The 14,398-nt window shown below is 67.6% G+C and carries 9 protein-coding genes; 5 read left to right on the top strand and 4 right to left on the bottom strand.

Annotation, left to right across the window (positions count from 1 at the left end; all coding sequences use genetic code 11):
- Nucleotides 1-501 precede the first annotated feature (501 nt).
- The 4 genes from ACMGRF_RS09710 (at nt 502) to ACMGRF_RS09695 (ending at nt 8,249) form a co-directional block, all read left to right on the top strand.
- Nucleotides 502-1,482: an AraC family transcriptional regulator gene (locus tag ACMGRF_RS09710; protein WP_164282558.1), complete on the top strand. Its 981-nt coding sequence runs from the start codon at nt 502-504 to the stop codon at nt 1,480-1,482.
- A 235-nt stretch (nt 1,483-1,717) separates the two neighbouring features.
- Nucleotides 1,718-6,940: a YadA-like family protein gene (locus tag ACMGRF_RS09705; RefSeq protein WP_414485890.1), complete on the top strand. Its 5,223-nt coding sequence runs from the start codon at nt 1,718-1,720 to the stop codon at nt 6,938-6,940.
- A 61-nt stretch (nt 6,941-7,001) separates the two neighbouring features.
- Entirely contained in the window at nt 7,002-7,838 is an 837-nt protein-coding gene (locus ACMGRF_RS09700) for an OmpA family protein (protein WP_049410976.1), read from the top strand.
- Nucleotides 7,839-7,985: 147 nt separating this feature from the next.
- Nucleotides 7,986-8,249: a DUF6959 family protein gene (locus ACMGRF_RS09695; protein ID WP_238378475.1), complete on the top strand. Its 264-nt coding sequence runs from the start codon at nt 7,986-7,988 to the stop codon at nt 8,247-8,249.
- A gap of 80 nt (nt 8,250-8,329) precedes the next feature.
- Here the strand turns inward: ACMGRF_RS09695 and ACMGRF_RS09690 are convergent, their stop codons facing one another.
- Nucleotides 8,330-9,157, bottom strand: a complete 828-nt coding sequence (locus ACMGRF_RS09690; RefSeq protein WP_414485889.1) for a class I SAM-dependent methyltransferase — start codon at nt 9,155-9,157, stop codon at nt 8,330-8,332.
- Nucleotides 9,158-9,220: 63 nt separating this feature from the next.
- On the opposite strand from ACMGRF_RS09690, the gene ACMGRF_RS09685 reads away from it, so the two are divergent.
- Nucleotides 9,221-9,625, top strand: coding sequence for a MerR family transcriptional regulator (locus ACMGRF_RS09685; RefSeq protein ID WP_049410985.1), 405 nt, complete (start codon nt 9,221-9,223; stop codon nt 9,623-9,625).
- Nucleotides 9,626-9,656: 31 nt separating this feature from the next.
- Here ACMGRF_RS09685 and ACMGRF_RS09680 read toward each other — a convergent pair whose 3' ends face one another.
- The 3 genes from ACMGRF_RS09680 to ACMGRF_RS09670 form a co-directional block, all read right to left on the bottom strand.
- The gene (locus ACMGRF_RS09680; RefSeq protein WP_049410988.1) at nt 9,657-10,373 is read right to left on the bottom strand and encodes an MgtC/SapB family protein; all 717 of its coding nucleotides are present in this window, start codon (nt 10,371-10,373) and stop codon (nt 9,657-9,659) included.
- Nucleotides 10,374-10,475: 102 nt separating this feature from the next.
- Nucleotides 10,476-12,248 carry a chloride channel protein gene (locus ACMGRF_RS09675; RefSeq protein ID WP_049410995.1) on the bottom strand — a complete coding sequence of 591 codons (1,773 nt, stop codon included), beginning with the start codon at nt 12,246-12,248 and terminating at the stop codon, nt 10,476-10,478.
- 62 nt (nt 12,249-12,310) lie between these two features.
- Nucleotides 12,311-14,392, bottom strand: coding sequence for a TonB-dependent receptor family protein (locus ACMGRF_RS09670; protein WP_099488229.1), 2,082 nt, complete (start codon nt 14,390-14,392; stop codon nt 12,311-12,313).
- Nucleotides 14,393-14,398 lie beyond the last annotated feature (6 nt).

The following is a 14,398-nucleotide window of genomic DNA, read 5'->3' as shown; positions in this document are numbered from 1 at the left end:
GGGGCCGGTGGTCGAGGCATCCAATGATGCGTGCGTGGTCATGCTGTCCCCCTGGGTGCGGCCAGATCAGATGGCCCGATCACCGTAATGTCGACTTTGCCTGAATGGCGGTTGGCTGCAACCGGAACCTATATGCAAATTCGGCAGAAACCCCGGAAGCCTGAAAATTCCAGATGGTTTCTGTGACGAAAATCCGTTCGCAGGCAAAACGATTCATTGTCGTGCAGATAATGTGATTCGCTTTCCGGGTCCATGCGAAAACCGTGCCACCTGCTCAGACATTTTCTTCACTTGTGTATCCCTTTTCATCATTCCGGGCCGCGGGTTTACCTTTGCCGATTATTGGGCATACTCGCATTCAAGCTCTTGCATTGATTTGTACGATCGCATCGACGCCGGCGCCGCCGGCGTGGCAACGGAAATGGATTCTGGATCGTTGCGTGCCCTGTCAGGCAGTGGGGGCCGCAGCGGATGGCGGATCAACGGGGGGACAACACTGTCATGGTCGATGGTGGGGTAGAGGACAGCGACGACAGCGGCCTTCGGTCGATAGACCTGGCCACGCTGAGCGGCATGCTTCGCGTCTGTGATGTCGAACTGCTGCTGCTGGATGGCAACGGGCCACGGGCAGCGTTCGCTTCGCGCGTGCACGAGGAAGCCCTGTTCTGCAGCATCAGCTGCGGCTTCCATTGCCGTGGCCGTTTCATGCTGCCGCCGGACTGGGCGATGCTGGGGTACCTGCAGGCCACCGATGAAACGATGAGCTGGTGCCACGGCGTGCCGCTCACGCCGGGCATGGCGCTGACGATCATGCCGGAGGGCATCAGTGAGTTCACCCTGAGCCCGGGCACGCACATGACCCTGATGCTGGTGCCGGTGGCCCGCGTCCAGCGCAAGCTGACCGAACTGAGCCTGCGCAGCACGCCACCTGCTGGCCAGGCACTTTCGCTGTTCAACCTGGCCAGCGATGCCACGCCGCTGGCACGCCATTACCAGCAGCTGCACCTGCAGCTGGGACAGGGCGCAGGCCTGCAGCCGGACGAGACCGAGAACCTGCTGCATGAGCATGTGCAGGCCCTGCTGGGCGCCGGTGCGGCGGATCGACCGGGCTGCACCCGTGCGCGGCGCACGCATTATCTGATCGCGCAGCGTGCAGAGAACTTCATGCGGCTCAACCTGCGTCGCAATATCTACATGAACGAGATCTGCGATGCCGCCGGCGTCAGCGAGCGCGGCCTGCGCTATGCGTTCGAGGACCTGTTTGGAACCTCGCCGAACCGCTACCTCTCGATGCTGCGCCTGTGCGCGGCCTGCCGCAGCCTGTCGATGGCAGACTCCAGCCGTCGCTCGGTGAAGGCGATCGCCCTGAGCTGCGGGCTGTGGGATCTTTCGCGGTTCGCCGACAATTACCGCAAGGTATTCGGCGAACTGCCGCGCGACACCCTGATGCGCGCACCCGCGCAGATCGGCCAACCGGCCTGATCCAGGCCGGGCAAGGGTTTTTGCGGTGTTTATGCCGGAATTGCGTATCCGCTTGCCGATCGTGTTGCCGCTTATGCATAGCCGGCTGCCGATTCCGGCCGTGGATTTGCCGGAATGCGTGATTGCCGTGCCGGATTGAAGTGCACCGCCCTCGTTGCAACCGCTGAAATGTCAGTCACCTGCCTAGCGGCAAGTCCACTGACATTCCAGTTGTTCGCCTACGGGGGAAATGCTCATGAACCGCATCTACCGGCGTGTATGGAACCGCCAGCTCAATGCTCTGGTTGTGGCCTCGGAACTGGCCACCGGCGACAGCGGCGGCAGCGCTGCACGCGATCCGCGCGCCTTTCTGCTGATGCCCACTGCCCTGGCCCTGGCACTGCTGTGCGCGCTGGCCAGCGGCCACGCAGGGGCCTCGGAAACCAATCAATCGCTGCGTGACCTGCAGGCACTCGCGGCAAAGTATGCGCAGCCGATGCCGGTCAAGGTTGACGCGGAAGTGGCCCTGGCTGCCGCCGCGCGACAGGCGCAGAACAGCCCCGCAATCAGTGCGGATGCTCGTCTGGGCCTGCAGTTGAACACCACGTCGCTGCCGGTGGTACGTGACGTGTTGCCGGCCACCGTGCAGGTGAAGCTGGCAGCGAACACCGTGCCGAAGCAGGTGGCCGTGCCGGCGCTGGCGGCTGATGTCCGCGCCAATGTTGGCGTGGGCAGCACCGCGGCCAGGGCGGCACAGGTGGATGCATCGCTGGCTGCGCATGTTGCGCCCGGCGCGCATGCGCCGCTGGGCGTCGCTGCCGATGCGCGCGCCAGGGCCAAGGTCGGCATGGCTGGCCGCCAGGTCGCTTCGATCGATACGGGTGCCCAGGCGGCCGCCGGCCTCAGCGGTGCAGCCGCGGGATCACTGCCTGGGCTGAAAGCCACCGTCGATGGCAAGGCCGACACGCATCTGGCGGTCGCTGGCCATCCCATCGAAGGGCAAGGCCAGGCCAGGGCGACGGCGGCAGTCACGCTGCCGGCCAAGGAAGAACTGCCGGGTGAAACCCATGATCGTGCCATCAGTGCCGCGTTCGATGCCGGCATCGCCGGCAAGGTGCGCGTGCAGGCGCCAGACGGCCAGGAGGTAGTGGCCGATCGCAACCTGAAGCTGGCCGGACAGGCGACCGTAGCGGCGCAGCACAGCGCACTGGGCGTCGGCAACCTGGTCGGCGGTGCGGTGGGTGCTGTCGGCGGGACGCTTCACGGTGCTGCGGGTGCGGTTGGCAGCGCGGTGGGTGGCGCGCTGAACGGCACTGTTGGCACGGTTGGCGGTGCAGTGGGCGGCACGCTCAACAACACGGTAGGCGCAGTCGGTGGTGCAGTTGGCGGTGCTCTGAACGGCACAGTCGGCACGGTTGGCGGCGCAGTCGGTGGCGCGCTGAACGGTACTGTCGGTACCGTTGGCGGTGCACTCAACGGCACCGTTGGCCAGGTCGGCAGTGCAGTGGGCGGCACGCTCAACAACACGGTCGGCGCAGTCGGTGGCGCAGTCGGCGGTGCTCTGAACGGTACTGCTGGTACCGTCGGCAGTGCGGTGGGCGGCGCGCTCGACGCCACAGTTGGCCAGGTTGGCGGCGCAGTGGGTGGCACGCTCAACAACACGGTCGGTGCAGTCGGTGGCACTCTGAACGGCACTGTCGGTACCGTCGGCAGTGCGGTGGGTGGTGCTCTGAACGGCACCGTCGGCCAGGTCGGCAGCGCAGTGGGCGGCACGCTCAACAACACCGTCGCCACGGTCGGCGGCGCCGTGGGCGGCGTTCTCAACGGCACCACCGGCAGCCCCACCGGCGACCTGGGCGGCGTGCTGGGCAGCACGCTGGGCAGTGTCGGAAGCGCGGTGGGCAACCTGCTCAACGGCAATCTCAATGGCACCATCGGCAACCTGGGCAGCGCCGTGGGTGGCCTGGTGGGAGGCACGCTGGGCAGCCTCGGCCTGACCCAACCTTCGGCGATTCCGCCAACCAGTCCGAAGGCGCCGGCGCCGGCCGACCCGAATGCTGGGCTGATCATCGGCACCGGTGGCCTGGTCGGCAATGTCGGCCAGCTGATCGGGCCGACCACCACCAGCCTGTTCGGCGGCAACGGTTATCTGAGCAACGGCAATCTCAAGCTCAGCAACGCCAACGTCATGCAGACCTATTCGACGGTCAATGTGCTGGGCCTGCCGGTGGTAAACCTGTCGCCGGTCGGCAGCACGCTCAACGGCCTGGGCGGCGCAGTCACGGGCGGCAGCTCGCACCTGACCCTGATCGGTGGCGTGACCTCCGACAGTTACATCTACAACATCAACAACGGCAATCCCGGTGGCCTGCTGGGCCTCCTTCTGCCAACCGACTCGCCGGCGTGGGCGGCCAAGTGCCTGGACATCGCGCTGGCCGACATTTCCTGCTGGGCGGTCAACGCGGCACAGGACTACCAGGTGTTGATGGGCGATGGCGCCTTCGCCAACGGGTCCAAGGAAGTGGTGATCGGTGCCAATGCACGCCATGAACTGCCGAAGGTCGATGCCAATGTCGCCTTCCCCGGCGATGGCGTGAACGATCCCAGCAATCCGACCGGCGTGCCGACGGCCGACTATGCCGCCCGCATGGGCCACTCGGTCGTCGTCGGTGACAGTGCCGTGGGCACCGCCAACGGACAGACCCTGCTGGGTGCCGAATCCACTTCCAATCAGGCCAACTCGGTCGCGCTGGGTTACCGCTCCGCTGCACTGCGCGGCGCGCAGGCCAGCTACAGCGCCTACGGCCTCACCGCACCGCAGGTCTCGGCCGGCGAAGTGTCGGTGGGCACGGCCGGTGGTGGCGAGCGCCAGATCACCAACCTTGCCGCGGGCAGCGCCAATACCGATGCTGTCAACGTGGCCCAGCTGAAGGGCGCCATCAGTCTGATCGACGATGTGGCCTCCGCAGCGGTCACCTATGACCTGGACGGCTCGGGCAACCCGAACTATCGCCGGGTCACGCTCGGCGCAGGCACCGGCACCACCACCATCGGCAATCTTGCCGCCGGCGCGGTCACCGCCGGCAGCCTGGAGGCGGTCAACGGCGGCCAGTTGGCGGCGACCAACAGTGCCATCGCCAGCTTCTTCGGTGGCCGTGCGGCTTTTGATCCGGCCAGCGGCATCTTTACTGCACCGTTGTTCGAGATCAGCACGATCTCCACTGGCGGTGCCATTGCCAAGGGCCTGTATGAGAATGCCACCGATGCCTTCGCCGCGGTCGATGGCTCGCTGGTCAACCTCAACACGCAGATCACCGACATCCGCAACGGTGGCACCAAGTACCTGCGGGTGAACTCGACCGGCACTGAGGCGGTGGCCAGTGGCACCGATTCGATCGCGGTCGGCACCAATGCGCGGGCGACGGCGGCCAACAGCATCGCGGTCGGTGCCGGCAGCCTGGCCGATCGAGCCAACTCGGTGTCGATCGGCACCGCCGGTGCCGAGCGCCAGGTCACCCACATGGCGGCCGGTACCGCAGCGACCGATGCGGTCAACGTGGGCCAGCTGCAGGCCTCGGAGCAGGGCGCGCTGCGCTATGACCTCAACGCCGATGGCAGTGTCAACTACGCCAGCGCCACGCTGGGCCAGACCGGCACGGCAACCACGCTGCGCAATCTCGGACCGGGCCAGGTCAGTGCCACCAGCGGTGAGGCCATCAATGGTGCCCAGCTGTTTGCCGCCAACCAGGCGGTGGCTACCCATCTGGGCGGTGGTGCCGCGGTCGATGCCAACGGCGTACTGACCGCGCCGACCTACTCGATCAACAACGTCGCCGCCAACGGCACCGTCACCAAGGGCGACTACAACGATGTCGGCACCGCCTTCGATGCGGTCAGCAACTCGTTGGCCAATGTCGCCGACCAGACCGGCGAGATCGACAAGCTGGCCGTGAAGTACGATGTCGATGGCAGTGGCAACGTGCTCAACAGCGTGACGCTGGCCGGTACCGGCACCGGCGCGGTGAAGATCACCAATGTCGCTGCCGGCAGCGTGCTGGCCGGCAGCAGTGATGCCATCACCGGCGACCAGCTGTTCAGCACGAACAGCACCATCGCCACCTACTTCGGCGGCACCACCGCCTACAACGGCACCACCAACGTGTGGACCGCGCCGACGTTCAGCATCTCCAGCATCGCCACCGATGGCACGTTCACCAGCGGCGACTACAACAACGTCACGGCCGCCTTCACCGCTGTCGACGGCTCGCTGAAGGTCCTCAACCAGCGCATCACCAATGGCGGTGGTGGCAGCGCATACCTGGCGGTCAACTCAACGGCGGCCGCAGCCACTGCAGCCGGTGCGGAAGCGGTGGCGGTCGGTCCGCAGGCCAGTGCAGCCGGTGCCAACAGCGTGGCGGTCGGCAACGGCGCCAGCAGCAGCGCCGGCAACAGCGTGGCGCTGGGCGCCGGTTCGGTCGCCAGCGTCGGTGCACAGAGCGGCTACACCGGCGCCTACGGGCAGACCGGTGCCAGCAACTCGGCCGGTGAGGTCTCGGTCGGCAGCACCGGCAGCGAGCGCAAGATCACCCACGTTGCCGACGGCTCGGACACCTACGACGCGACCAATGTCGGCCAGCTGAAGAACGGCGTGAACTACGCCATCGACGAGTCGAAGAAGTACACCGACCAGAAGATCCAGAACATCACCAACGTGGCCGGCAGCTTCCGCGCCAACAACACCAACAACCTGGCCGATCCGTCCGCCAGCGGCGCCAACTCGGCCGCCGGTGGTGCAGGCTCCACTGCCGCCGGTGCCAACTCGACCGCGCTGGGCAATGGTTCGCAGGCGCAGGCCGACAACTCGGTGGCATTGGGTGCGGGTTCGGTGGCGAACCGGGCCAATACGGTCTCGGTGGGCGCCAGCGGTGCCGAGCGCCAGGTGGTCAACGTGGCCGACGGCTCGCAGGCCACCGATGCGGTCAACGTGCGCCAGCTGCAGGCCTCGCAGCAGGGTACGATCCGCTACGACACCACGGTCAACGGTGCGACCAACTACAACAGTGTCACGCTGGGATCCACCAGCAGCGGCCCGACCACGGTGCGCAACGTCGCCGCCGGTACTGCTGGCACCGATGCCGTCAATGTCGACCAGCTGAAGTCGGGCATGGCGCAGACCCTGGACTGGTCCAAGGCCTACACCGACGAGCGCATGGGCGGCTTCGAGCGCGACCTGCGCAAGACCGACAACCGTGCCTCGGCCGGTATCGCCTCGGCGATGGCCACCGCGGCGCTGCCGCAGCCCAGCGAGGCGGGCCGCAGCATGGCCTCGATCGCGGCTGGCAGCTACAACGGCGAATCGGGCGTGGCGCTCGGCATCTCCGGTGTCTCCGAAGGCGGCCGCTGGATCTACAAGTTCAGCGGTTCGACCAACAGCCGTGGCGAGGCCGGTGTGGCCGTCGGTGCCGGCATCCAGTGGTGATCCCCGCCGCCGGGCCGCACCCGCGGCCCGGCATCGCGGAAACGTCTACAGGGGGAATGACATGAAACAGCATCGCATCGCCCGCGCCGGCCAATGTGCCGCCACGCTGGGCCTGATCCTGGGGATGGGCCTGCTGGCCGCCTGCCGCAGCCATGCGCCGGCCGCCGATGGTCCTGCCGGAGCCACCGCTGTGCACTTCCCGGAGGCCTCCAAGGCCTCGCTGAAGGAAGGCATCTATCCCGACGTCGCCGACCTGCGCCGTTTCGCGCCGGGCATGAGCAAGCGGCAGCTGTACACGCTGCTGGGCACGCCGCACTTCAATGAAGGCATGTGGGGCGTGCGCGAGTGGAACTACCTGTTCAACTTCCGCACCGCGCAGGGCGCGGAGTACTTCACCTGCCAGTTCCAGGTGCGCTTCGACAGCAAGGGCATCGCGCAGGGCGGGTATTGGAAGCCGGAATCGTGCGCGGCCGTGCTCGAACCGCCGCGGCCACCGGCGCCGCTGGCACCGGCACCGCTGCCGGAACAGCCGCTGCGGCTGTCGGCCGACGCGCTGTTCGGCTTCGACAGCGCGGTGCTCAGCGCCGAAGGCCAGCAGGCGGTGCAGGGCATCCTGGCGCAGGTACGCGAGGCCGCGCAGGTGCAGTCGATCAGGGTAACCGGCTACACCGACCGCATCGGCAGCGCCAGCTACAACCAGGCACTGTCGCAGCGCCGCGCCGATGCCGTGCGCAACGCGCTGGTGCAGGGGGGCGTGCCTGCAGCCAGCATCAGTGCCGAAGGACGCGGCGCGGCCGAGCCGATCGTGCAGTGTGAACAGCGCAACCGGCGCGAGCTGATTGCCTGCCTGGCGCCGAACCGGCGCGTGCAGATCGCCGGGATGGCCCAGCCACATTGACCTCCTGCGCCGGGGCGGTGTCCCGGCATCCCGAGTCCCCCCTGACCGCCGGCAGGCGTGGCAACGTCTCCCCCGTCGTCCACGCCTGCCTGCGGCTCAGGTTCTCAAATGGTGCACGCGATGAATGCCCAATTCCTGCCCCTCTCCATGAAGACGGAAGCTACGCTCAGCGTGTACGGCCAGCTCGGCAACCACGCCGTGGTGCGCATCCCCGGTCGGCGACTGCCAGGCCTGATCCTGCAGGCCGACACCGTGGCGGGGTTCCTGGCCCAGCTGCAGGAAGCCCAGGCCTGCCTGCGCAGTGGCCGCGCGCAGCGCACCGATGCCGAGCTGGACATGCTGATCGACGTGCTGCAGCAGTGGTACGCCCTGATCGAATCGCGCCTGGCCGACGCCGGCGAGACGCTCTAGCAAAAAAAGGGACGGAGGGGATTAAGTCGTTTCCGGCACAACCGGGGCATATGCGACTTAATCCCCTCCGTCCCCTTTTCTCAAGCGCGGGCGCGGATCAGCCAACAGGCGGCATCCACACGAACGCGGTCACCTTCGATGAACGGCGCGAATGCTGCCAATGCTTTTTCGCGAAGCACTGCGGCGCGGGCTTCCGGCATTGATCGCAGGGCCAGTCCCAACGGTCCCAGGTGGCCGACATAGGTCGGCAGGTCTTCGCGGGTGAGCGAGCAGGGCAGGTCCACTGCAACAACCTCTGCGTCATTCCAGCCGGCATTCTGCAGCAGGCACTGCACGCGCTCGCCATCGGCAAAGGCGAACTGTCCCGGTGCGCCGGGTACGCGGGGTGGGAGATCCAGTGCATCGCCGATGGCGCGCTCGGCCGTGGTCATGAATGGATTTTCATCGGCACTGCGCCAGGCGATGAAGCGCAGCCCAGCGCCGGGTGTCGTGGCACGGTGCAGGTTGGCGAACGCGGCCTGGCTGTCCTCGAAGAACATGACGCCCAGCCGCGACTGGATCCAGTCGAAGTGCGCCGGCGGCAGCGGATGGCGCTGCGCGTCTGCCACGATGAAGTCCGCGTCCAGTCCCGCAGCCTCGGCGCGCTGGCGGGCCAGCGCCAGCATCGGCGCGGAGATGTCCAGGCCGGTGCAATGTGCCGCTGGGCGCGCTGCGGCCGCGGCCAGCAGGCTGGCGCCGGTGCCGCAGCCGATGTCGAGCAGTTTTGTCACGGTCTCAGGAAGTTCGGTGACCAGCAGGTCGGCCATCGGCTGGAACAGGCCGTCAAGAACAGCCTGCTGCGCAACCCACGCCTGGCCGCCAGGGCCGTTCCACAGGGCGTTCTGATCGATGGGAGATGTGCTTGCCATGGCCTTGCTTCGTCGGGTAGTTGCCCATAGCTTGGTGCTTGAAGGTCACTTGAGGTCAAGCCCGTGCGTGAACTGGATATCGGCGAGGTGGTCAAGCGCAGTGGCGTGCCGGCCTCCACCCTGCGCTACTACGAACAGCTGGGGTTGTTGCAGGCGCTGGGGCGCCGCGGCCTGCGCCGGCAGTACGACGAGCGGGTGCTGGAACGGCTGGCCTTGATCGGCCTTGGCCAGGCGGCTGGCCTTTCGCTGCAGCAGATTGGTGCATCACTGCCGTCGCAGCATGGACGCATCTCACTGGACCGCGAGGCACTGCTGGCGCAGGCCGACGTGCTGCAGCGGCAGATCACCCGGTTGCAGCGGGTGCGCCGTCAGCTGCAACGCGCGGCGGCATGCCCGCGGGCGGAGGATGCCCGGTCGTGCGGTTCGTTCCGGAAACTGTTGCGCGCGCAGCAGCGGATGAGGGGATGAGAGAAGAGCCTCCACGCCCCGCGTGGATCAATCAATCGCGGGTGCTGACTTCCCAGGTGGCATGCAGCACGCCCGGCACCTGTTCCATCCGTGCCAGCACCACGTCCAGTTCATCGGCACTCACGGCCGTACTGACCAGCACCGCGATCACATCGGTAGGCGCGTCGGCATGCTCGACCACCTGCACATCACCCACCGGGTACTGCGCCGCTTCCAGCGCATCGACCAGGCGCTCGCGCACCCGCGGTACGGCGTCGGCATCCACGCTCAGGCGCACCTCGTAGGTGGCTTCAGTCGCTGCCTCGTTGATCGGAATGCGGTTGATGGCATTCACCAACGGCCGCAGCAGGGTGTTGCCGGCGATGATCAGCACGGTCAGCAGCACGCCCTCGGCCAGCATGTCCGCGCCGGTGCAGCTGCCGACCGCTGCCGAGCACCACAGGGTGGCGGCGGTGTTCAGGCCACGCACGTTCATGCCTTCCTTCATGATCACGCCGGCGCCGAGGAAGCCGACACCGGAGACCACGTAGGAGATCACCCGCACCGCCTCGGCACTGCCGGCGATACGCATGCCCAGGTCGACGAAGGCGGCGGCGCCGACTGCCACCAGCACGTTGGTGCGCAGGCCGGCGGTGCGTTGCCGGTACTGGCGCTCGGCACCGATCAACGTACCCAGCACGAAGGCGGCCAGCAGGCTGACCACGGTGTCGGCGAAAGGACCGGCCTGGAAGGTCTCAAGGAAGCGCATGGCCGGAGTCTACCCGGTCGAGGTGACAGTAGATCCACGCCATGCGTGGATACCCGGAAGTGCCAGAAGCGACTTAATCCCCTCCGTCCCCTTTTTGTCGGGTCAGTCGGTGTCGTCGACGCGCTCGCCCATCAGTTCGCGCTGGCGCTTGTCCAGTTCCTCGGCATAGCGCTTGCGTACGAAGGCTTCGGACACCACGCCCAGGACCTGGCCGTCAGCGGCGACCACCGCCAGTTCGTCGGCCTGGGTCTGGTCGAAGCGCTGCATCACGCTGACCACGTCCGCAGACGGCGACAGCGATACGTCCCGGTTCTCGGCCAGCTCGCCGATCACGGTCTCCGGCTTCACGCCGTCGCCGTAGACGCGCGGGATCTGTACGATGCCGGCGTAGTGCCCCTCGCTGTCGATCAGGATCACCCGGCTGCCCGAGCCCAGTGGGAAGCGCTGGCGGAACGCGGCGGCATCGATATCGCCCGGCGCGGTGGCCACGCCCTTGCGCATCAGCCGGCCGGCGCTGAGGTTCTGTACCCAGCCCACGTCGCGGGCACTCTTGATGGTCTCCCCGCGCAGGTGCATGCGCCAGGTCGAGAACGAGTAGCCGAACCACTGCCGTACCAGCGTGCTGGAGACCAGCACCGCACTCATCACCACGCTGGTCAGCAGGAAGTCGTGGGTGCCTTCCAGCACCAGCATGGCCATGGTCATCGGCGCGCCCACCACGGCGGCGGCCAGCGCGGCCATCCCGGCCAGCGCGGCGGAGGTGGCGTCGATTACCGGCACGCCGGTGGCCATGGCCAGCAGGCCAGCGAACAGCGCGCCCACCAGGGTGCCCATGAACAGCGAGGCGAAGAACAGGCCGCCGCGGAAGCCGAACCCCAGCGAGATGCCCGAGGCCAGGCACTTCAGGGTCAGCAGGCCGCCGATCCAGATCAGCGGCAGATGCGTGGTCAGGTCCAGGTGCAGGGCGCCATGGCCGGACGACAGCACCTGCGGGCTGGCCAGGGCCAGCGGAATCAGCAGCAGGCCGCCCACCACCGGCCGACCCCAGGCAGGCAGCGGGCTGCGCTTGACTGTGCCCTCGATCGAGGCGATCAGCCGCATGATGACAATACCGACCATCGCGCAGCAGCAGCCGAGCAGGCCGTAGATGGCGTAGTCGGCGGCGCGCACGTCGATGGTCGAAGCGGCCGGCAGCAGGTAGGCCTCGATGCCGGCCTGGTCGGCCACGAAGGCGCCGGCCAGGGCGGCCACTGCCACCGGCGCCAGTGCGGCCGGCGTGTAGGCGCCGATGACGATCTCGAAGGCGTAGAACGCACCGGCCAATGGCGCACCGAAGGCGGCGGCAATGGCACCGGCGGCGCCGGCGCCGACCAGGATGCGCACGTCGTTGCGGCGCAGGCGCATCACCCGGCCCAGCTGCGAGCCAGTGCCGGCCCCCATCTGCGTATACGAAGCTTCCAGCCCGACCGAGGCGCCGCAACCATTGGACAGCAGGGTCTGGGTCAGCACGATCAGGTTGTCGCGCATCGACATGCGGCCGCCGTGCAGGGCATTGGCTTCCACCGCATCGAGCAGGGGGCGTTTGAGCCGGGTCGCGGCCAGGCTGACCAGGCCGACCAGCAGGCCACCCAGCGGCAGCACCAGCAGCGCGGTCCATGTCAGCGAGGGCAGGGAGCTCAGGCGCATGCCGTCGTCCAGCCCATACAGCGTGCCCTGCAGCCAGCGTGCAATGCCGGACTGCAGCAGGGTCAGGTAGCCGGCAAGCAGGCCGACCAGCAGGGCAAGCGCGATGAACCACAGGTCGCTGCCGCGCAGCCGCAGGCGCAGGCCCTGGAAGGCCGAATGCAGGCGCGATGGCGAAACAGGCAGTGACATGGTGGCGGCATGATACGCCGCCACCGTGATCGTCACCGTCACTGCATCGGGCGGTTACCGCTTCAGAAGCGGTAGCGGCCCTGCACGTAGAAGGTGCGCGGTGCGGCCACCATGCGGCCGGCGTTGCCATCGACGTTGCGGGTGTACCAGCGCTTGTCGGCCAGGTTGTTCACGCCCATCGCGATCTCGCTGTCACCCAGGCCCGGCACCTGCCAGGACACCTGCGCGTTCCACAGGCGCACGCCCGGCACGCGGCCCACGCGCGCATCGGCGGTTTCTTCCCAGGTGTTGGCGGCATCGGAGAACTGGCCGCTCTGGTGGGTGCTGGAGACATTGAAGGTCCACCCGGCGAGCGTGTAGCGGGCGCCGACGCTGTCGGTGTCGCGGGAGTAGAACGGCACGTCCAGGCCACGGTTGTCACCGGACTGCTGGATCGCCTTGGTCCAGGTGTAGTTGGCGTACAGCTCCAGCCCGGCCAGCGCACTGTCCTCGGTGAAGTGGTACTCCACCGCGCTCTCCACGCCCTTGTGGTCGGTGGCGCCGATGTTCTGGAAGGTTGGCGGGGTGATGCCCGGCACCTGCAGGATCTGGTTGTCGAAGCGCATCTTGAACACGGTCACTTCCGCGCGCAGTGCGCCGTCCTGCCAGCGCGCACCCAGCTCGGTGGTCCTGGCCACTTCCGGATTCAGCGGGTTGCTGGCCGTCTGCGAATTGAGCTGGATGTTCTGCACGGGCCCGAACGAGGTGGTGTAGTTGCCGAACACGGTCAGCTGCGGCGTCAGCAGGTAGGCGATGTTGAGCGAGGGCAGGGCCTTGTCGTTGCGGCTGGTGAAGGTCGCCGCGCCCGCGGCCTGGCGGCGGTCCATGTCGATCCATTCCATGCGCACGCCCGGGGTGATCCGCCACTGGCCGATCGCAATGCGGTCGTCGATGTAGAACGCGTGGGCGTCGGTGGCGTTGTCGAAGCGGTTGGTGGCGCTGGCCACGCCGGTGCGGCGGGTGACGGTGTAGCTGCGGTCGTTGCCACGCTCGCGCAGGAAGCGGTAGCCGGCAGTGATGTCGTGCACGCTGGCGCCCCAGTGCAGGCGCTGGGTGTAGCGTGGCTCGATGCCGAGCACGCGGTAGTCACGCGGCTGCACGGTCAGCTGGGTGTTGGCGGCGTTGATCAGCGAGCTGGCACGGCTGCTTTCGTTGTAATAGGCCAGCACCTCGAACTCGCTGTCGGCCGACAACGTGTTGGTGTAGCCCAGGTCGATGCCGGTGCGGTGGCCCTTCCAGAAATCAGTGGGGCGGGTGTTCTGGAACGGGTCGGCCTCGTACTGGGCGCGGGTCAGGCCGCCCGGGGTCAGTGAACGCACGTCGTAGTAGGAGAGCTTGGCGCGCAGCTCCTGCTGTTCGTCGATCGCGTAAGCGAACTTCAGTGCGAGATCGTTGAAGCGGTCATCGCTGCCCTGGCGCCAGCCGCGGCCGTCCTGGCCGGAGTACAGCAGGGCCGCGCCCAGGCCATTGTCGCCGGTGCCGCCGAGGAAGGCGTTGTACTGGGTGCTGTCGCCGCCGCCGTGGTCGTAGGCGGTGTAGCGCACACCGGCTTCGCCATGCAGGCCGGTGCCGGTGGGAATGGCACGGGTACTGAAGTTGATGATGCCGCCCACGTTCTGCGGGCCGTAGCGTACCGCGCCGCCGCCACGCACCACGTCGATCGATTCGATGTTTGACAGGCTGGCCGGCGCGAACGAAAGCTGCGGCTGCCCATACGGTGCCACCGCCAGCGGCACGCCATCGAGCAGCACGGTCGAACGCGGCGAGTAGCGGCCGGTCAGGCCACGCACGCCGATGTTCAGCGACACGGAACTGCCGGCGGTGCCGGAGTTGTCGGTGACCTGCACGCCGGGGATGCGGCGCATGGCATCACCGATGCTGGCCGCGCCGCTGGCCTCGATGCGCTGGCGGTCGACCACCGTGCGCGCGCCGGCAAAGCGCTTGACGCTGTCATGCAGGCCGGTGCCCAGCCAGCTGCCCGAGACCTGGATGCTGTCCAGCGTAGTGGCGCTGTCCTGGGCAAAGGCGCGGGTGGCCGGAAGCAGGCACAGGGCGAGGGTGGCGGCCAGGGGCAGGCGGGCCGGTTGCAGGGCGTGGATGGCCATCGGTAG

Source organism: Stenotrophomonas sp. EMP41 (genome assembly GCF_047495535.1).
In the GTDB taxonomy this organism is placed as follows: domain Bacteria; phylum Pseudomonadota; class Gammaproteobacteria; order Xanthomonadales; family Xanthomonadaceae; genus Stenotrophomonas; species Stenotrophomonas sepilia.
Note: the sequence above shows the minus strand (reverse complement) of the source record. Positions and strands in the feature narration are given on the sequence as shown.

Bases quoted from the DNA above. Each gene is read 5' to 3' on its own strand.
- ACMGRF_RS09705 (WP_414485890.1), top strand. From the start codon at position 1,718: ATGAACCGCATCTACCGGCGTGTATGGAACCGCCAGCTCAATGCTCTG.
- ACMGRF_RS09670 (WP_099488229.1), bottom strand. From the start codon at position 14,392: ATGGCCATCCACGCCCTGCAACCGGCCCGCCTGCCCCTGGCCGCCACC.
- ACMGRF_RS09675 (WP_049410995.1), bottom strand. From the start codon at position 12,248: ATGTCACTGCCTGTTTCGCCATCGCGCCTGCATTCGGCCTTCCAGGGC.
- ACMGRF_RS09695 (WP_238378475.1), top strand. From the start codon at position 7,986: ATGAAGACGGAAGCTACGCTCAGCGTGTACGGCCAGCTCGGCAACCAC.
- ACMGRF_RS09710 (WP_164282558.1), top strand. From the start codon at position 502: ATGGTCGATGGTGGGGTAGAGGACAGCGACGACAGCGGCCTTCGGTCG.
- ACMGRF_RS09690 (WP_414485889.1), bottom strand. From the start codon at position 9,157: ATGGCAAGCACATCTCCCATCGATCAGAACGCCCTGTGGAACGGCCCT.
- ACMGRF_RS09680 (WP_049410988.1), bottom strand. From the start codon at position 10,373: ATGCGCTTCCTTGAGACCTTCCAGGCCGGTCCTTTCGCCGACACCGTG.
- ACMGRF_RS09700 (WP_049410976.1), top strand. From the start codon at position 7,002: ATGAAACAGCATCGCATCGCCCGCGCCGGCCAATGTGCCGCCACGCTG.